Origin of the sequence: Bifidobacterium sp. 7101, from assembly GCF_000499285.1 — a bacterium.
Taxonomy (GTDB): Bacteria; Actinomycetota; Actinomycetes; order Actinomycetales; family Bifidobacteriaceae; genus Bombiscardovia; species Bombiscardovia apis_A.
In genome coordinates this window covers 390,560-410,514 of sequence record NZ_AWUN01000001.1, presented here as the reverse complement: position 1 = coordinate 410,514, position 19,955 = coordinate 390,560, and the positions used below count along the sequence as shown (strand labels likewise).

14 protein-coding genes are annotated in these 19,955 nt (G+C 56.0%); all 14 read right to left on the bottom strand.

What is annotated here, in order from left to right; translation table 11 throughout:
- Positions 1-27: 27 nt before the first annotated feature.
- The gene (locus P272_RS0101570) at positions 28-666 is read right to left on the bottom strand and encodes a hypothetical protein (protein WP_172636685.1); all 639 of its coding nucleotides are present in this window, start codon (positions 664-666) and stop codon (positions 28-30) included.
- 137 nt (positions 667-803) lie between these two features.
- Positions 804-2,108 carry an FHA domain-containing protein gene (locus P272_RS0101565; protein ID WP_044097635.1) on the bottom strand — a complete coding sequence of 435 codons (1,305 nt, stop codon included), beginning with the start codon at positions 2,106-2,108 and terminating at the stop codon, positions 804-806.
- 1 nt (position 2,109) lies between these two features.
- Positions 2,110-2,541: a YbjN domain-containing protein gene (locus tag P272_RS0101560; protein ID WP_172636684.1), complete on the bottom strand. Its 432-nt coding sequence runs from the start codon at positions 2,539-2,541 to the stop codon at positions 2,110-2,112.
- 4 nt (positions 2,542-2,545) lie between these two features.
- Positions 2,546-3,070: a hypothetical protein gene (locus tag P272_RS0101555; RefSeq protein WP_029677816.1), complete on the bottom strand. Its 525-nt coding sequence runs from the start codon at positions 3,068-3,070 to the stop codon at positions 2,546-2,548.
- A 33-nt stretch (positions 3,071-3,103) separates the two neighbouring features.
- On the bottom strand, positions 3,104-3,667 hold the full coding sequence (locus P272_RS08815) for a DUF805 domain-containing protein (protein WP_052323104.1): 564 nt from the start codon (positions 3,665-3,667) through the stop codon (positions 3,104-3,106).
- 164 nt (positions 3,668-3,831) lie between these two features.
- The gene (locus P272_RS0101545; protein WP_172636683.1) at positions 3,832-4,473 is read right to left on the bottom strand and encodes a hypothetical protein; all 642 of its coding nucleotides are present in this window, start codon (positions 4,471-4,473) and stop codon (positions 3,832-3,834) included.
- Positions 4,474-4,630: 157 nt separating this feature from the next.
- Positions 4,631-6,127, bottom strand: a complete 1,497-nt coding sequence (locus P272_RS0101540; RefSeq protein ID WP_029677813.1) for a WXG100 family type VII secretion target — start codon at positions 6,125-6,127, stop codon at positions 4,631-4,633.
- Positions 6,124-6,744, bottom strand: coding sequence for a hypothetical protein (locus tag P272_RS0101535; protein ID WP_029677812.1), 621 nt, complete (start codon positions 6,742-6,744; stop codon positions 6,124-6,126). Before P272_RS0101535 ends, P272_RS0101540 begins: the two co-directional genes overlap by 4 nt.
- Positions 6,737-7,060 carry a hypothetical protein gene (locus P272_RS0101530; protein WP_029677811.1) on the bottom strand — a complete coding sequence of 108 codons (324 nt, stop codon included), beginning with the start codon at positions 7,058-7,060 and terminating at the stop codon, positions 6,737-6,739. Before P272_RS0101530 ends, P272_RS0101535 begins: the two co-directional genes overlap by 8 nt.
- Positions 7,061-7,062: 2 nt before the next feature.
- A complete protein-coding gene (locus P272_RS09605) occupies positions 7,063-7,323 on the bottom strand; it encodes an FHA domain-containing protein (protein WP_367379052.1) in 261 nt (86 codons plus the stop codon).
- A gap of 239 nt (positions 7,324-7,562) precedes the next feature.
- Positions 7,563-11,768: an FtsK/SpoIIIE domain-containing protein gene (locus P272_RS0101520; RefSeq protein ID WP_052323103.1), complete on the bottom strand. Its 4,206-nt coding sequence runs from the start codon at positions 11,766-11,768 to the stop codon at positions 7,563-7,565.
- A 369-nt stretch (positions 11,769-12,137) separates the two neighbouring features.
- Positions 12,138-17,528: an Ig-like domain-containing protein gene (locus P272_RS08805; protein ID WP_172636682.1), complete on the bottom strand. Its 5,391-nt coding sequence runs from the start codon at positions 17,526-17,528 to the stop codon at positions 12,138-12,140.
- The gene (locus tag P272_RS0101510; RefSeq protein ID WP_029677807.1) at positions 17,470-17,913 is read right to left on the bottom strand and encodes a hypothetical protein; all 444 of its coding nucleotides are present in this window, start codon (positions 17,911-17,913) and stop codon (positions 17,470-17,472) included. Before P272_RS0101510 ends, P272_RS08805 begins: the two co-directional genes overlap by 59 nt.
- On the bottom strand, positions 17,910-19,643 hold the full coding sequence (locus P272_RS0101505) for a serine/threonine protein kinase (RefSeq protein WP_029677806.1): 1,734 nt from the start codon (positions 19,641-19,643) through the stop codon (positions 17,910-17,912). The genes P272_RS0101510 and P272_RS0101505 overlap by 4 nt, the downstream gene beginning before the upstream one ends.
- Between the last annotated feature and the right edge of the window lie 312 nt (positions 19,644-19,955).

Here is a 19,955-nt window from a genome sequence, read left to right as displayed (position 1 = left end):
AAAGAGCAGCATCCCCCCGGGGCAAGCTCATTTTCCTTGTGCGGCGGTGCCGCCGCGTGCCAGAGCGGCCACCAGGGTCATCAGGTCGAAGATGAGCGCCCAGGCAGCCAGCCACTCGAAGGAGGCGTCACGGTCGTCGCCCGCGCAATAGTCGATCGCCCACAGGTCCTGCAGAAACCACAAGGCGCCCGTTGCGCCCACCGCCACGCACCAAGGCAGACACGACAGGGGGGAACCCCCGAACAGCAGGCACAGCATCCACGACGGCACCACACACGACACGGCCGAAGCCGCCCACGCCGCCACACGGCCACGCACCAGATCCGACACGAACCGCAGCCAGGTCACCCCGGCCACCACCAGCACGGCCACCGACACCAACACCCAACGCATCACCCCCGGACTCTCGCCGGTCATCGCACCGAACACCACCCCCCAGCAGGGCATCATCGGCATCGTCAGCGCCAGACACCAGAACCCCGGACGCCCCCCACGGCTCTCGAACCGGCCCAAAAACCATATCATCGCAAAACCCGAGAACAGGCCCACCAGAAGAAACTGTATAAAACGGTCGCGCATCCACTGCTCATCCCCATACAGGAACGCCCAGCCAGGCACAAACCCCGCCAGGAAGGCCGCCCCATACACCGCCAGCTTGCGCACCACGCCGGCACGCGAAAAGGCACGCTCCCCCGCAGGCGCATGACGCGCACACCCCGCCACCCGCGACATGATTGAAGACGCGCTCTGCAGCCAGGACCTCCCCGCAGGAAGCCGCAAGGAACCGGAAACACCAACAGCCATCACACACCACCTCTCAGGCCAGAGGAAGGTGAATTGCTCCACGACCCCGTCGCCCCTTCGCGTTCAAGCTCCTCTATCATGAAGTCGGAATCAGCAAGAGAGAAGACACCCGAGGGCCCGACAGGCGCAGTTTCACCAGGGGCGAGCAGACGGCCAGACACCCTGGTTCCGTTGGAGGAATGCCGGTCTGTTATTTCGAACCCGCCACCAGGAAGCCGGCGGATTTGGGCATGTATCCTGCTGACGTTCATGTTGCCGCCCATATGGATGTCAGCCTGGGCGGATCTTCCTATTGTGGCCGTATCCTGGCTGCAATTCACCCGGTATCCATCTCGGATTCTGGTGACACGGAAGCGGGGCCTCCTACTCATGTTGAGGCTGGCCGGCCCCTCATCGCCGGAAACGCCGGGGGCTTCATCCGCCCCGCGTATATCCCGGTCTGGATGAGGGGACATACCCAGAACGGTGTCCCCATCATTGCCCTCATCCGAAAGTCGAATTCCCGGATTGCCATCCGATTCCAGAGCCCGATCCCCAGAGGGAGCCTCCGTGGCAGCTCCCTCCTCCGGCAGCTTGAGAATCGTTTCCGAGTAGTACTCATCCTCATCGCCATGGGATTCACCCGCATGGTCCCCGGTTGGATCCGTGCCGGATGGGCCCGTCCCGGCACCAACCTGGCTCCGAGCTTCAGAGCCCGAGGACTCGGCGCTGGCGCCATCACCCCCCGGCAGGGTCCGGAATCTGCCCGCCGGGAGGATCGATGCCAGCATGGCATGGTAGGCATCCGCATCGAACTCCTTGCTTGTTTGCACGAACGCCTCAACCGACCGAGACCACTCCGGATGCCCAAAAGTGCCAGTATCGACCTTGCTGAGTCTGAAAAGCAGGGAAAGGGGACTGGCATCGAAGCGGGGCCCATCGATGATGGGAACCTGTATCATTCGCGGAACCGTGTCATCACCGGCAAAGTACAGATAATCCTGATGCCAGAGCACCGTCTGCAGAACTGCGCGCTCCTCTGCGCACACCCGCGCCACATCCCCTATGGCCTGCAAAACCCCGGCATACCGGTCAGCGGTCATGCCATGCCGCAGAACACGGTCCAGGGATGTGGCTCCGGTCAAATCATAGTAGAACCTGGCTTCTCGCAAATCCCCCTCATAAGTGAAGGGAATCAGGTAATCCGCATACCTTCCTGAAAGCAGAACCTGAGCCAGCGCCAGGTCAGGCATTTCACCCCGGGTGGGTTTTACCGCCAGCGTGCATGCCCCGGCAGCACGGTCACGCCTAACCCTGCACTTCACCCTAGCTCATCCTTAACTTCGACAGCTGCCCCTGGGCAAAGCCAAGGAAACCGTCCGACCCCGCCATGGCATACTTCATCAGGCGATCGAACTGATCATCATCCATGCCGCCCTGGCAGTTCACCACGAATACCGTGCGGAAGACCAAGCCTTCCTCGGAACTCTGCAAATAAGCAGCTGGCCCCTCATAGTCCCGGTTCCAGGCATTACAGACATCCTCAAGCAACTCACGGTGTCCATTCGGATGACTGCCCTGCTCAGCCCCACGAACCACCAGATACTCATCGTGCTCGCCACGTACACTGAAATCGAGCATGATATTCCCCCACAAACCGACCCAGGACTGCTCATGATGCTCGACACGGTATCCTTGAGCCTCCAACCATTGCTGTATTCTTTTTCCGTCAACCACGGATTTCATCGGCTGTTCCATTCGTTCATGCCCCTCTTCCGTATGGTGCATTCGGTATGCGTATAGGATCCGGGCATTGCTCATTCATCCAAGCATAAAGATTCTGTATGATATAGATGGAATCATCGAGACGCTGTCCCAGTACCTCATCCCGCTCGTCGTACATGATCTGCCCGACTCCCGCTATCCTGACGGCCTGGTTCTGTTCCAGGGAAGGTTCAGTGGCATAGGCCTTGAGATATCCGACCGATCGGTTCCATTCGGCACAGGCATTCACCGCATCGCGGTACCTGGCGGAGCTGAATCCCCGGCTCCACAGACTTGTGAAACCAATGAAATCCAGACTTCTGCTCATTACAAAAATAATGCCGCAATCGACCAGTGGCACCAGTACAGGACCGCCGCCGGCGTTGACGTACGAGGGTATCCCCCGCTGAGCCAGCAGTCGTATTATGCGGGCAATGGGAGCTGGAAGGCCTTTCAATAATTGCTCATCCACACTCATCCCAGCGGTTCCCTGTCCTTCCATATCCGCAGCAGTATCGGTCATTCCAGTCTCCTTATATAAATCCACCCATACAGGCTAGTCAGTCCAAGGTCGGGCCGTACCCGACTGGTTCACTCCCGCCCCTATTGCCCCGTTGCTAATTGCCCCGTTGTCAAAGGACGGACGGCGATAACGGGAAGGCGTGCACATGATGACCAGCTGAATCAACATCGACACGAGCAGCGGAATGACAGCCAAAAGCAAAGGACCGCCACCTATGGTCAACATTCGAGATTTCACCAGCCCAATCGTGGCTATAACCATAAGACCGTACGGAATCAAAGTCAGCCATCCCGGCAGCAATAAATCATGCAGACGCCGCACCTCCAGAGCATACTGCGGTACCACCATGATCAGGTCGAAGACCAGGGGAATGAGAGCCCAGGCTCCCCCGCCGCATACCTTACTCAGGCCCGACTCTACAATTGAGAGAACGATGAAGAACACCCATATCTCCTTGCGGCACGATCTCCCCCGCCCCCGGGCAAACAGGTAGAACGGCCGCTGCAGGCATTCGCGCAATGTAGCGTCATACATGGGTTCGAAACCCTTCATCTCTGCCAGGCGAGGCGGTCTGTTTTCAAACAAGGCAATAGCCATGGTCCCTTTCCTTCCATACAACTCGAGCGGCCAGCCAGAACAGATTCCTCCGCAACCAACTTCATTGTCGACAACCAGCGTAGATTGCATTACGGCTGTAGACATCCTTCATGTAAGGCCTGAAGCCCAGTAAAAGCCTGGACGATTCCTCACCAGCAACGCCCTCATTGGTCCTGTGCGGCGGTGCTGCCGCGTGCCAGGGCGGCCACCAGGGTCATCAGGTCGATGATCAGCGCCCAGGCCGCCAGCCACTCGAAGGAGGCGTCACGATCATCGCCCGCACAATAATCGATAGCCCACAGGTCCTGCAGAAACCACAAGGCGCCCACCGCGCCCACCGCCACGCACCAGGGCAGGCACGACAGGGGGGAACCCCCGAACAGCAGGCACAGCATCCACGACGGCACCACGCACGACACGGCCGAAGCCGCCCACGCCGCCACACGGCCATGCACCAGATCCGACACGAACCGCAGCCAGGTCACCCCGGCCACCACCAGCACGGCCACCGACACCAACACCCAACGCATCACCCCCGGATTCGCGCCGGTCATCGCGCCGAACATCACCCCCCAGCAGGGCATCATCGGCATCGTCAGCGCCAGGCACCAGAACCCCGGACGCCCCCCACGGCTCTCGAACCGGTCCAAAAACCACGCCATCGCAAAACCCGAGAACAGGCCCGCCAGGCCGAACTGGATGCAACGGTCGCGCACCCACTGCTCCTCCTGGTCGTACAGGAACGCCCAGCCCGGCACAAACCCCGCCAGGAAGGCAGCCCCGTACACCGCCAGCTTGCGCACCACGCCGGCACGGGAAAAGGCACGCTCCCCCGCGGGCGCATGACGTGCACACCCCGCCACCCGCGACATGATCGAAGACGCGCTCTGCAGCCAGGACCCCCCCACCAGGAAGCCGCAAGGAACCAGAAACACCAACAGCCATCACACACCACCCTCCCGCTCAAAGCCTCGAATCCGCCACTTCGCCCGCCAAGCCAAGGACCGGCACAGCCGGGGCAAGCAGGCCGGCCCACTCCGTCATGCCGGCCCCGTATCCAGTCTTGCCCTCAGCCTTATGGTCTTCGATACGCCTTGCTGCATCAACCAAATCCTTGGCCACATTCAGCTTGGCATCTTTGCGCAAAGTCTTGCGGGCTTCACGCAAAGCCCTGCGGCTTGTTGTATCCATCCCATACCGCCTTATCGTCGCAACATCCGCCTGGTTGAAGACCCCGTACAGATCGCTTTTCCCCAGTATCCATTTCCAATCATGCGGCGATAAGCTCCTTAACTGAAAATCATTGAATATACGGGTCACCTCCTTGTTGTTTCCAGAGATAATGTTCCGACAGATCCCGTCAAACGCCTTCCGATCCTTCCAGATGCCGGTATCATGAATCAATTGAAAATTGTCCTTCCTGAATACGGACATAAAATCCGTGACCATGCCGGAATTACGGCCAGACGAATTCAGCCCGCCGATCACCCGCTGGTACATCGGCAATCCCTTCGACTCAGCAAAAAACCGCACCCCGGCAGCACTCTGTTTCATGAAACCACCTAGAGAAGCCAAAAACAGTGAGAGAAAACCAAGCCCTACTTGCCACAGGTTTTCATCTCCGTGGCTATAAGCCAGAACATCGTTTGCAAAGCCTACGGCGGCCAGTGCAAAAGCAAGCAAGCCGAGTATGCCTCCAGGCCCCAATAGCAGCATCGCTACGCCTACAACATTGGCGGCGACCTCCGCGACTTTGACGATCGTCCGCCAGGTATCGCTGTAATAGACACGATCAAACACCGAGACGGGAGGCAAATCGTCCAGGGCCCCGTTCAGCCCACGAACAGCGGCATCGGCGCCGTTAATGTACTCGTCGCCAACCTTGAAAACATCACTACGGGCTGCATCATACAATCCCTGCGCATTGTCCAACTGTCTGCGGAAGGAAGCCACCTGCCCCTGGGCGGCATCGGCACGACGCTGCGCCCGTCGCATATCCGCATCATCGACATCCGCACCCAGCGTACGCTTCACCTGCAGCAGATCCCTGTCGGCATTGGCCGCATCGCCGCAAGCGCCAACCAGCTGTGACTGCGCATTGGAGACGCTGTTCTTGGCCGCCACCGCCCGGTGATAGGCATTGCCGGCCCTGCGCTGGCAATCCTCCATGCAGGCGGACCACGAATCCAGGGTCTTATAAATCGCGTTCAACCCATTCGACAAGCTGGAAAGATTGCTGGGAAAATCGTCCAGCTTGGAGATAAACTTGTCAGCCGCTTTGCCAACGAACACCGATCCACTGTTGTAACTAGACCTGATTCGGCTCACACGATCTTTGAGGGACTCCACTGTTGAAGACTTTGACCTTGCCTCGGCAGCACACTGCCTGACGCCGGCCGGATCCCCGGGTACAGGATCAAAGCGAACATCAATCGCCCACCAGTCAAGACCCAAACTCATCTGTCAACGCCCCTCTCAAGCCATACCGACAATGTACCGGTGATCAAATCGAACAATTCAAATAGCTGATCCTCCACATCAGAGGAAAACGTGAATCCCATCACCATGACTACACGGCCTCCACAAGGAACAAAAGTCTGCAGGACCGAATACTTGAGAGGCCGGGAACCCTCGCCCGGATGCAAGGTGCGATGCCCGTAAACCCGCACCGCCCTTCCCGCCTGTGGCAGATTGATCATCGAAACATCCGACTCGTCATCACCATCCGAATCCTCATCATTCTCATGCACGGTGGCAGATATCGCCTCGAAAACAGATTCGTCGTCATGGTGAGGAGGTTCAGGAAGAATCGAGACGGTTATCGAAGCGTCCAGAATCCCATCGGCAGTAGGCTGCGCCATTGTGGCCCCATACCGCACACCTTTCGCCCAAGAGGATGTGAGCTCATGGTAGAGGCTGTTCTCTATCACTTTCCTTTTGCCCGCCAAAGCCGGTATCTGTTCCACTGCCCTTTGGGCCTGGGCGCGCGCGTAATCCCGCCTCCCCTTTCCGGTAAGGTCCAATCGCTCCCAGCCATCAGGAATCGCCATGCTGAAGTGGATGTCTTGGTCAGCCACGATGCACCGCCTGAGCATTCGAGCTGGAACTGAGCATCTGACCAGCCTGGTCCCCTATCCTGTTGTCCGCATCGCGGAACTCCTTGACCACACTGTCAAGCATCGATCCAAGGTCACCCGCCTTCCTGGAGTATTTACGGCTCAGCGTATGCAAACGGGTTATGCACTTATCATACGCCTTACTCACTAAAGGACCGCCCATGCAAGACGAATCAGCTTCGGCTCCCGTAAAATCACCAATCGTCTGTTCGATATTCTTCAGGACCCTAGAAGCACTACTGAGTTCATCATACGAAATTTTGAGCTCGTCAGCCATAATCAATTACTCCTTTCAACTTTTGCGCTGAGACTACCGAACCTGATTACATCGTTTTCAGACAACCCGGTTCGTTTCTTTGCCTGTAATTGCATATACGTCTCGCCGGAACGGACGAAAGTGCCATTCGCCGACCCCAGATCCATGACCCATACCTGGCCAATGGGTGTTGTTCCAAATTCAAAGTGCCTTCGGGAAGTCTGATGCGAAGGATCTTCGACAACTACATAAGCGGCATAGTGTTCACCCGGCTGTTCAGGCATTCGCCCCACGACACTTCGTCCTTGACAGGGCACCCGCTGCCCATCGGAAAAAACCAACTGATACGATTCCGCGCGACGGCCGGTACCATCCCCAATCGACCGTGGTTTCAAGGCCTTATCGTGTAAATCCCACCCGTTGACGACGGACGGCTGCAGAATCGGCGGGAGCACAGGAATCTCCGCAGAGACCCTAGCCGGCTGCAGGGATTGCGCCAGCCCTTGTTTCTTCCTATGCTCGTTCATCTCTTCAAACCCCCAGCGTTGCTGAAACTATAGGGGACACTCAATTGTCCGCCCAACTTCGGGAACTGGATAAAGACAGTCTGCATACCGAGCTTCGCGATTCCACGTCCTTGAGGCATCTCGGATTTGAAAAGAGACCGTTTTACCCTTGCCCCTATCAAATCCGCATATGTCATATCCTCGGGCCTGATCAGCACACCCTGCTTGATCTTCTTCATGGAAGACCCCCAATTCCCGAAGCCCTGGGGGAAGTCGATGATGTCCCCAGCAAAGATGCATGAGGCGTCACCCTTTGATAATGATCCGACCAGGTTCTGCATCCACTCACTAGCGGGAATCTCCTTGAGCAGCTGACAGTCATCGAACACCAGAAGATTGCCTTTGAACCCCGTTTCGGTGCTGCTTTCCAGAGCCTTCTCATCGCCATTGCGCGCGTATGGTTCAAGATTCTCCTGTGTCAGATCCGCAGGGGTCGTGAACAAGCGCACGACTCCGGGCACCCCATCGAAACGCCTCAGGGCATTGTCCCTAGGGGCCGCGATGACCAGATGATACCCAGCGGACAACGCCATATTGGCCAGCCAGATCAGCAATGTCGTCTTGCCGCTCTGCATGCCGCCGAAAACCGGAAGAATCGGCATCGCCACCGGGTCATAGGAAATAAGATCGTTGTCTTCGCCGCCGATACCCAAAGGCAACAAACCTTTGTCCAGGGACCCGGATTCCTCGACCAAGGCGTATACCTGATCGAAGGACACCTCATCGGGCAGCTGTTCGACGTTGAAGGGCAGACGGGACCGCGAGAGGCCGGCATCCCTACCGCTAGCCAGCGCGACACCGGCGGCGCGGATGGCCTCGGATTCCTGTTGGCCCACCTCCCCCCGGCGAATCTGCGCAATCTGAATCTCAGCATCGTCAACGGATTGGTAACCTCGCCCATCCGCCATCTTGTCGGGTACCTCCTTGGCGGGGATTCCGATTTCCGAATAGTCGGTCTTGTCGACCAGCCGCAGCATGATCTTGCTGTCTGCCAGCAGGGTCATCCGTCCGGACAGGAGTGAGCGATCGCCGGACAGGATGAAATGCACACCGACCGACGGCCCCTCTCGCATCAGGTTCTGCATGCGGGTGATCAGGGAACCGTTGTCATAGGATTCGAAAGTGGAGTTGTACCCGTCCCATGAATCCAACATGACCAGCATATGCGGCAGGGCCTCTTCCTCATGATCCTGGTCAAGCCCACGATTGAACTCGTCAATATTGCTGTATCCGCCCTTGGAGAGGGTGACTGACCTGGCCTTGAGCACCCTTTCGATCTTGTTCAGGAGCCGTTCGATCTTCTGCGTTTCGCTGCGCAGGGCCACAACGCCCACATTGGGCAAGGCCGTGAGAGGAGCGAGGCCGCCATTGCCGCCATCAATGCAGTAGACCTGGACCTTCGTGGGTGCATATTTTTTGCAGGCGGAGAAAGCTATGGTCCGAAGGGCCGTGGTCTTGCCGCTGCGCGACGTGCCGATGATGAAGAGGTTACCGAAGGTCGCCATATCAAGGAAAACCGTGCTTTGCTTCTGCAGTTTGGGGTAATCCCCGATGGCAAAGGGAACTTGAAGGCCCGCCTGTGCATCACCATCTTCGCTGTCGGGCAGATCACCCAGACCAATCTCATCGGTCAAGGCAGGCAGCCACGGCTGCCGCTGCTGGGGAATGCCCTCATCCTTGGCCACCTGGCAGATACTCTCGACCAACTTCATAAGGTCGGTTACACTTACATCCCCCTTGTTCTCTTTCGACTTGGGACGCGCAGGAGCCGGCTGGCCGATCTGGGGGAAGGAGAGCACGCGGACAAAGGGCTTCTCTGTTTTTGTCTCAGCCTTGTCATTCGGGTCGATATACCTGCCTCCAACCCTGGCGGATTGGAAGGGTACCAAGGAATTCGATCCGAGCCTCACCACGGCCCTGCCCGGCGTGGACTTGCTGATCAGCGAGGCATCCTTGGCATCGATCACATCCTGGCTTTCGCTGTCGTCCGTCATGCGCAGGGCTATACGAAGGTTGGTGTTCGCCCTGATTTCCGGAGAGACCACGCCTCCTGGTCGCTGAGTCGCCAGGAGAAGATGGATGCCCAATGACCTGCCCCTTTGCGCAATGTTCACCAGGCCGGTGACAAAGTCGGGAAGCTCCCTGGCCAGGGAGGCGAACTCGTCGATAATGATCAGCAGACGGGGAATCTCCGCCAGATCAGGGCGGAGCTCCCGGAAGTCCATGTAATCGTCAAGGTCCTTGGCACCGGCAAGAGCCAGAAGATGTTCGCGGTAGTTCAGTTCCGCGCCAAGCGAGACCAGAGCCCTGGTCACCAAATGGTTGTCCAGATCCGTGACCATTCCGACCGTATGGGGGAGCTTGACGCAGTCCTTGAACGCCGCACCTCCCTTGTAATCGACAAGCACGAAGTTCAGCGATTCCGGCCTATTCGCCACGGCCAACGAAGCCACCAGGGACTGGAGCAGCTCGGACTTGCCCGAGCCGGTTGTACCGGCTATCAACCCATGGGGCCCGTCCTTGGCGATGTCAAGGCCGAAGGGGCCGTCGACCGATTCACCGATTGTGCAGAAGGTCGAACGGGGTTGCAGGGCCCATCGGGCTTCGATCTCTTCAGGAGTCGGCGTCAGCTTCAACAGGTCCAGGAGTCTGCTCTGCGAGGGAATGGCGGACTGGCTCTCATCAGGGCTGCCGTCCTCCAAAGGCGCGAGGGACAGCGAAAGGGCATCAAGCCATTGCTGTGTGACCAGGTCGGGCATGATGTCATTGACATCATCAGAGACATTGCTGCGGACCTTCAGCTCGCCAGCCTCCCCCGTCACCACGGTCTGGCATTCCTCAGGCAGGAGCCTCTCATCGATCTCCACGCACAGCATGTACATGCCGACAAGGGGCCCTTCCTTGAGGAGTCTGATAGTGCCAGGCATGGATCTGAGCACATGTGCATGCTCCATCACCACAACTACCGAAGGCCCAGCCCACTTCTGCATGGACTGGGAATGCATCAGCTCCTTACGATCGTCCAGCATGGCGATGAGTTCCGAAATCCTCATCGCTATGTCTTCGATGCCGGTAGCCAATGTGCGTACTGCATTCTGCCCTTGCTGCGGAACCAGCTGCGGGAGCCATTGAGCGAAGGACCAATCAATCTGCGCTGGTATGGGAGCAGGCCGACCCCCTTCTTGTTGCTTTCTGGACCTGGGCGAAAGCAGATATATCGACAAGTCCCGGTCTGAGTGCAGAGCTGCCATTTGAGCGACGATCCACTGCACTGTCGGGAAGATGACTGCTTGCTCACCTGTGCACCCCAGGCATCCGGCAGCCGGCAAATTCACAACGACAGGGAAATGATGGAGCTGCCATGTCTTGACACGCTCAAAATCAAGGTTATCGGGCATTTCCATGGATACATGCGACTTGACATCTCCCGTGCCTATGCGCAATCCAAGCCATGAGTCGTCCGTGGCCCTTCTGTTCCATAGCTGTGCACTATGACTGGCGCAAAGATCAAGCAAGGCTGTAGGATCAGGGTATTCGGCCCGAACATCACTGACTTCCTCTTCAAGCGCATGCTTGGCCTGTTCCTTGATGCGGTCCCGGCTCTGCTCGTAACGTTTGACCTGCGCCTTGTATTTCTTCCTCATGCCGTTATTGCCGGAGAAATACGAAGCTATCATCATCACCGGTGACATGATGCCAAAAGCCAGATAAGAATAATTCTTCAGAATGACCGCCATGCCCACGGACATGGCAAATGGCAACAGGGTCGACAGGATCGGTATAGGGGCCTTGTCAGGACGGGTCGGGGAGCCGGGGAGCGTATATCGTCTGTTTCGTACTTCATTCCTGATCTTCGGCGGCCGGGTATACAGCCAGTGCCCCGGGCTGTCTTCCTTGTCGACTGGCACGGAATCCGGATGCCCCTTGGTCACGCTGATGATGCATTCGGGAAGCACAAGCTCCTGTCCATAGTGCAGCTCGGTCGGCTCTATCAGCTCATGCCCGTCCAGCCAGACATCGGAGTGCAATTGCCGCTTGGGCCTTCGCAGGAAGCCGGCTTTCACCACGGCGCCCTCGCGTATGTTTGGCACCACCATCAGACGGCCATCCGGATGAACGTCAAGAAGAAAATCAGCGCTGATCGACACTTTTTCAGGATCCATCAGTGAACTTATCCTCAAGATACCTGGAAGTACGTCATATATGGCACCTGCATTGAATCCACTGAGAAAGCGCAGCTGAACTGCTGCTGGGTCATCAGCCGGACGAACCCGCGGGTCGACAATCGTCGCTCCCTCGCACAGCAAGGAAATCCATGATCCTTCATGCAGACCTACCTGGTCAACGCTCAGACGCGGGTCCACCCGGCGCCCGTCGATACCGACATCTACCTTCCTGCCTGTTGCTCCCTCTGTGAATCCAGCCAGTGAGGGAAGCAGGTCAGCCAACGACGAGTCTCCCGGCACATCAAAGTAAGCCGTAAACCGAGCCTGCGAGCGGGCATCATGAATATTGACAAGGCCTTTCATGACTCACCGCTCCTGCCTGCCAAATGGATTGCGCCTATAGGCCATTGCTGCATGGTGCCTGACGATCAGAGCCGCAAGGATGATGACCGCCAGCGTCATGAGAATTCCGAGGCAGATGACCAGCACAAAAAGCAATCCGTTCTCACGTATGTATTGCCACCAGTCTGAAGCGACGACCACATCCTGATAGGTAATCAAGGATATGTTGCCCGCCGCATCTTCGGTCCTGACTGTCACCGTGTGCCTATGAGCATCCGCCGGCAGATCAATGGACTGCGCACCTCTGAGGAGCTCATCACCAGACCACCGTCCCTGTGTTTTGCCATCCACATCAATCCGGGCGGAGCGGACTTTCATGTTATCCTTGGCATCTATGCCCACACCATGCCGTTGCCCGTAGTACACTCTGTTGGAGGCAATGCCCAGAGCTGAGACTGTTGGAGCTTGCGAATCCACTGCGAAGTTCACCGAGGCATCCCCCTTGCGCTTCGCATCCTTGTGCTGCATGGTATTCTCTGACAGATTCCCTGCTCGATCAGTGGATGTGAACATCAGGCGGTAATAGCCGTCGCCCTTAAATAACCTGGCAGGAATTTCATAGGTTCGTTTGCTCCATCCACTTTCGCTATCGTCGACAATCCGATAATCGGATCCGGGAACAGCATGGATGCTTCCGTCCTTGGCCAACCTGATGGCTGACTTACCCAAATCAATGCCGCTGACATTCAGCTCGGTGACTTCGATAGGCACCGCCTTCTTTAAATACGCACCCCTGACCGAGGACGTTCCCGCTGAAAACAGGTAGGTCGAACCGAACCTGTTAACCGAGAAGGTCTTGCTCACAGATGTGGAATTACCGGCCATGTCTTCGCTTGTTGCAGTCAGCGTGTATACATCGTCGTTTGCTACCTTGCGCTTGAAATCAGGAATATCGACCGTTCGGGTGTTATCGTCCTCATGCTCGTTCGGATCCAGGTCAGCGGATTTGACCTTGCCCCGCCTGTCCCCGACAAGCGCATAGGTCGTTCGGCTCTGGTCCATATTCGTGTCAGCGACCTGTATTCGTGGCGCCACCGTGCCCGCATAGGCTGTCTTGTCCTCCACTTTTTCGATATGAAGATCGGGCTTGGTCATATCGATGACGAATTCCGGCTCCTTCACCGCCTCCGCAGTGTTTCCGGCCAGATCAGTGGCATTGGCCTCGAGCGTGTAATGGTACTCACCCTTGAACGATACCTGCTGGACCAGGGTGTACTCCTTGGGATCTCCTACATACGACCAGCCATCACCCGAAGAGGCCGGAACCTCATGGCCGGCATCATCCTTGGCCGATGTCGTTACCGTCGATTCCCCCCTGCTGAAATTACGCTCCACCAACTCGATGGTGGCCACCCGGGGAGCCTTATAGTACATGCCATTTTTAGAGTCATTGTTGTCGAATTTCAGTGAGAGCACCGGCCTGGTTGTGTCGATGACGAATTCATCATGGAATGCAACCGCTTGGTGTTCGCCTGGGTCGGTCAACGAGGCATCGACGGTCCAATCTCCATCACTCTCACAGGCCAGCTTTGCCAGATAAGTGTGCTTATCGCCGCTTGGGTTTGAAAAATCCTTGGCGGCAAGTCGGGCCCTGCGACCATCAACATTTGATTCAACGATGATGCGCCCGCCGTCCTTCGCACTTATGAAATCAAAGTTCGACTCGTCTACAACAATGGTGGCCACCCTATTGGCCTTGTAATACTTGCCGTTTCTGACATCATTGTTGTCATAGGTCACAGTGATCTTCGGACCGGCAAGATCGAGGGCAGCCCCCGTATATCCCTGGGCATCGTTGACTATGTCGCTTTGATCGCCGCCATATGAATTCAGCGCATGAGTCGATGAGGGGTTGCCGGCTAAATCCTTGACGGCTATCGATGTGGTATCAAACCTGAGACGCTGGCTGTCGGCGTTCATGTCGAAAGCAATGACTTCATCAGATTCGAATCGCAAGGTGGATTCAGGGGCCTGCGCATCCTTAGGGGCCAGCCAGGGGTCATACCCAAGCATAGGAGTCGCCTCATCCCCCTGGTAATCCGTAAACGACGCGCTCTTCTCATCCACACCGGAAACCTGGTCTTTAACACCGTCCAGGGACACATGCAGAGGCGATGTAGGGAATATCCATTGCCAATGATGGGGGGTGGTCGCCGATAAGTGAAGACTGCCCAGCTGGGGACCCGTATAGTCAATGACGAACTTACGCTGGGCTGCAGCGAACCGGCTGCTGTCGCACTGGAGGCCAGCATAGGATAGCGTCAACTCATACACCCCCTCATGGGGACGGTTCTGGTTGGCGGAAGAACGGGGAACCCGATATCCTCGGAACACCCAGGTGTCCGGACTCGCGGAGTCAGGAACCCAGGCGTCAGGTTCGAACGACACTGCGGGGAATGGTGTCGGAGCGGCCGGACTGACGGAGCCATGGAAGAAATTCTTATTGCTCTCGTCACCGACAGCCTGATACAGCGGGAACCACCTGTCTTTCACTTTGAAGTCGACAAGCGCTTCGCCTCTGAAGTAGTATGCAGGATTCGTGGAAGCGGGATTGGACTCGGCCTGTCTAAGTATTATCTCAGCCGTCCTCTGATTCTGAGGGTTGTCGATCACCAGGGCATCGTAGGCTTCATTGAAGCCTCCGGCATCAGGGTACTTGTTGACCAACTCGTCGAGGCTGATTTTCAGCACATTCCGCGCCCGGTCACTATCACCGCCATTGACCGGATGCTCTGCCCAATCAGCAACAGTCAGCACGATTTTCGACAGATCGTATAAACCTTCGTCTTTCAGATCGATCTTGAACCAGCCGGATTCATCCACCGGTAAAGTCATGTTCCTTGCAGCAGAATCGCCAATGGCATTGCCCTGCAAATCGGTTGGAGCAGGCATGGAAATCTGGACCGTGCCATGGCAGGTGCCCGCAGCGCAATTCCCGGCAATACCTGATGCTCCCTCCTGCGAGGCTCCCGGGACTTCATCAGCACCCACCTGCTCCTTTGGCAGAAGATCCTGAACCCTGAACCGGATATGATTTTGTCCGGGACTGGTCACAATGGTCTTATGGGAACCCTTGATAGGGAATCTACGGATTATCTTCAATCCGTCACCACGCGGACCCTCAAATCCGTCTGCCACAGGAGCGCTGGTATCTATACCAAACTGAGTCCTTGAGGAAGTGAACCAAGCAGGCATAATATCCGCATTGAGCACAAAGGTGTATTTACCGTTGGTCGGATAGGACCCGCTGGCTCCATTGATCTGCTCGACACTGTCGTCACAGGCCAGACTCCACGTCCAGTTTTCGTCGCGATTCTCGGTTATGTTGGATTCCCCCACCTTGCAGGCCGTCTTGGCCTCGTTGGACCCATTTGGCAGATCATCGCGCCAATATTTCAATACGCCGACATTTCTGCGGGGATCATCGGCCAGCGTATGGAGGTAGTAGGCCAAATACTGGTCTTTGGTCTGCACGGCCAAGCGGACATCTGAATTGAAATAATACCTGTCCAGTCCACTGCCGGAGGGGGCAGGAGGCACAGCACCTGGCTTCCTGGGAGCGTCGGAGGAACGACTCGCAACCGCAATCCTGGGCTCCCCGATTGTTTCATAGCTGACATCAATCAGAAGTTTGCCAATCATTGCATTCGTGTCAGGAGACTTGGAGCGATCCGTCTGTCCACTCTTGAGGGGGAAGAGGTCATCTTCATTGCCGGCTTTATCAACGACTTTGGCCTTTATGGCGCTGAAATCGTAATATCCGGAGGATCGGAAATCCACGTCATAGTATTCGCCCTGTTCATCAGAACCTGCGGAGACAGAGTAATCACAGTCGTCATCGTTCCGAACGCCGGTGTCAGCAGAGCACTGTTTCAACGGAACCGGAGTCCGGGGATTGCCTTGACTGTCGACACCGTCATAACGACTCCCTTCCAATATGAGCCTTGCCAAGCCGGAGGCGAAGGGATCGCTGGGACCGTCATTCCTGATTCGTTGCGGGTAGTGTTGGCCGCCATTCGGATCGACGATTGGTCTGGATGGAAGAATATCCTTGGCCCTCAGCCTGATGACGCGATCCCTGAAGGCCATGACTCCGTCGGAAACGGGGAAATCAACATCTTCAGGGTGTGATTCAAGACCGTGGGACAAATAGCTGGCTGAAGTCAGCATAGGCTTTTCAGTGTCATAAACGAATGAAAGGTAGTTGTGATCCTGCCCGGCATCCGCTGGATGCAGATAGCGGGCGATCTCCTCTTGGGGGCGGGCCTCATAACGGGCATTGGAATTGTATGGCGGCCTGTTCACCTCGGCTTTACATGATTGATTGAGCACCTTCCAGACCCCTGAGTGATCTCCATGGCCCTTGTCGATTTTGGCATCTCTTTGCGAATATGAGGTGTTGGGCCCGCAAGAGAAGCTGGCGGGAGGCAGATGATTGGGGTCATCGGCCTGGCTATGCTGAGGAATCCGACTTATGGTCATGAGAGCAAAATCGGCATTGGAATTCGCCCTTTTATAGTTGTTGAAGGCAATGTTGACTATACGGTCCAGCCACGGGTCGCGTGACGAAAGAGATACTGTGTCAACCTTGCTGAAATAGCCAGAAAGCGGGTCGGCCTTCGGAGCTCCGGATACCCATAGTCTGAGGCTTCTGTCAGTTGTTGAATCCACAATTATGGAATCGGGGTGTTGAGCAAAATCGATATCCTTACCTTCGCTATCGACCGCAGCCATATCTATAGAACTGAGCGTTTCTGAAAAGTCTCCGCTGAGGCTCTCGGCCTTCCCGCTTTCATTGTTCGAGGTTAATGTATAGCTGAATTTCAGCTGACACTTGTCCAACAAATATTCCTGGCCATCATGGGAGTTGCCTCCGCCATCGGTGTAGCTAAGCGTATAGGTCCGGGAAGGCTGTTGTCCGGGATCGTCGCTTTGCTGCAGGACCGGACATGGTCCCTTGCCGGAGATACTGATGCCTTCTATTGCCAGCGAGCCATCCTTTGAAGATTGCCAATCGACACCATCCGCCGAACGCGGAGTGATAGTCAACGTAACAGAACGCGGCCCTGCGGCAATCCATGTTTTTCCGTCTGTAAGGTCATCTTCGGACTTCATCTGCCGATAAGTCATCGATACGGATATGCGGTCCTTGGCGCTCTTCTTCTCCGCCGCCAAGGCACGGGTGGGGAGCAATAGCTGCCATACGAGCAAGGTGAGACAGAACAGAACTGAAAAACTCATGATGCAGCAGAAGACCTTTATCGCCTTAGCGCTTTTTACGGACTCCACCATGGTGTCAAAACCTTTCTGCAAGCGTGGTTTGGGCCTCATCATCGCGAGCGCTTGTTTCGGCATGCTCATGGCCGATCAGAGAGGTCTGCTGCTCGTCATCATCAACCCCTGATGATTGAGCGCTCACTTGCCCGGATTGTGAAGAAGTATCGGCCGAATGTACCACGAATTCGACCGGATGCTCGCGGGAGGATGCGAAATCCTGACTGTTCCCAATTCCTGGGTTGAAACTCAGATCGCCAGTCTGCAGTTGTGAGCCGGCCATTGCCCATGTACCTGCCCTGGCTGTGCGCATCTGTTCAATTTCAGTAGCCGCGCTGCGGCCAGTAAGGGCATCCCGCACCTGGCGTATATGCAGGACCCTATAGAGCACAATCGCGGCAACCACCAGAACCAGGGCAACCGCCAGAAATACCAGAGCCAGCATTCTCCAGGTCCAGGTGCTCATCGCTTATCCCCCTTGATATCCACAAAGGCGTTGTCTATAGAGGCGTGCACCCGTTTTGAGGATTCATTGGCCTCGTTTTTTCTCTCGTCAAGCAACGCAGTCGTAGGGGTTACCGAGGCGGCTAAGGAGATAGACCGATCCGCCAAGGCATTCATCTGATCCTTGCCAATGCCATCCGCTCTGAACTTCCTTGGAAAGATCTGCAAGGCGTCCAGCGTCAGATTGGCGGCCTCCAATCGAATAACGTCATTGCTTTCATGACGGGACGCATCCAGCAATTGTTGCAAGCGTCTTGCATACGGTTTGTATTTGCCGGCATCCGATCCCTCATTGATGAGTGGAACGATTTGCGTATTGAAATCTGCCATGCCTGCGTAGATATCCGCGAGTTCAGCCTTCTTGTAATCCTTGTTCTTGGCTGCCTCATGCATCCAAGGAGAGGCCGCCCTGATGCGTTCCATCCTCATTGATTCCTGATCCGTCATAGCGGAGCCTGAGGCTGTTTTGGCTTCTTTAGGCACCTTGAAGTAGTACCAATACAGCTTTCCTGTTTCATAACACAATCTCGACCAGTCCCCGGAATGTTTACGCAGAGAATTGCTGTGCTCTGTGATTACAGCATTGAATGTGCGCTCCTCTTGTGAATCGAATGCACCGTCTGCCGTATACAAACTGATCAACCCCATATACGGGTCGACAGAGTCCGGTTTGATGGAGGCAGCATGGACAAAATCGTTTTCGGCTCTAGCGCTGACCGTAGTCTGAGCGGCTTGGTCCATCCAATAACTGAAGTCGCCATTGCGCGTTTTATACACCATGCCCAGCGAACATGCCGAAAGCCCAAAACAGACCGCTGAAGCAATTATGACAGCGATGAACGCACGCCATTTCCTGGTGAGCGCTTGGCGATGAACCTCATCAACCTCCTTGTAATGTCTCAATGCATAAGCCATCTGAGCACAGTTCTGGAATCTTGCCTCAGGGTTTGTCTGAGTCGCAACAGATATGATCTCTTCAAGGCCAGCAGACAAAGAGGGAACGATTTCCCGGATTGGTTTGAACGATCCAGAACGCGGGTGTACGCCTGTCAGCAGGTTGTATAGTGTCGCGCCCAAAGCATAAATGTCGGTGCGCTGATCCACATGACCTGTCTCGCTGAATTGCTCGGGAGCACCATAACCTTGCGTGCCCAACTGTCTGTCGTCCCCGATCAGTGAGGACCGGTCATCATCAGCTCCCATTTCAATGGCAATACCAAAATCTATCAGTTTGATGGCTCCGTTTGGGGTTACCATCACGTTCGATGGCTTCATATCACGGTATATGACCGGGGGCTTCCGGCTGTGCAGGTAGTTAAGTGCATCGCATAGCTGGATACCCCAATCAGCTACACGGTCTTCAGGCTGCGGTCCCTCGTTTTTAAGGATATCCGCGAGCGTCCGGCCCTCCACATAGTCCATGACGACATACAGCGTGCCATGGTCATCGATCAGATCAACAATCCGAGGAATAGCCGGATGGTCCAAGCGCTTGATCATATTGGCTTCAACGGTGATGCTCTTGATAATCATGTCCCGCTTCACGGGATCAGTTACCTGTCTGATCTCCTTGACAGCCCATTGCTTGTTCAATGATGTATCCAATGCAAGATAGACAGTGGACATTCCGCCCCTGCCTATCTGCGTCAAGATACGATACCTCCCGCCGATTACCGTATTCTCAGCAGCCACATCTCTCTCCAGCTATTACACGTATTTTGAGTCATTGACCAACTTCGTAACAGAAACCGCATTGTTCAAGAATCAGCCATCGTCCCGATTCCGACATCAATGTGGAATCAAGCCGACCCCTCAATCCTCAACAAGGCTTCTGATTCCTGCGGAGGACGCATGCACGCGAACATCACAGTTTGGCAATCCAAGATTGTTTATTCCGCTGGCAAGTACACAACCGACAGACTGATTCTCGTAACACAACAGCGAGCCATTGGAGAGAGGCAATCGCGGTTCCTTCTGATCATGGCTAATGAGAAGGAACCGCGA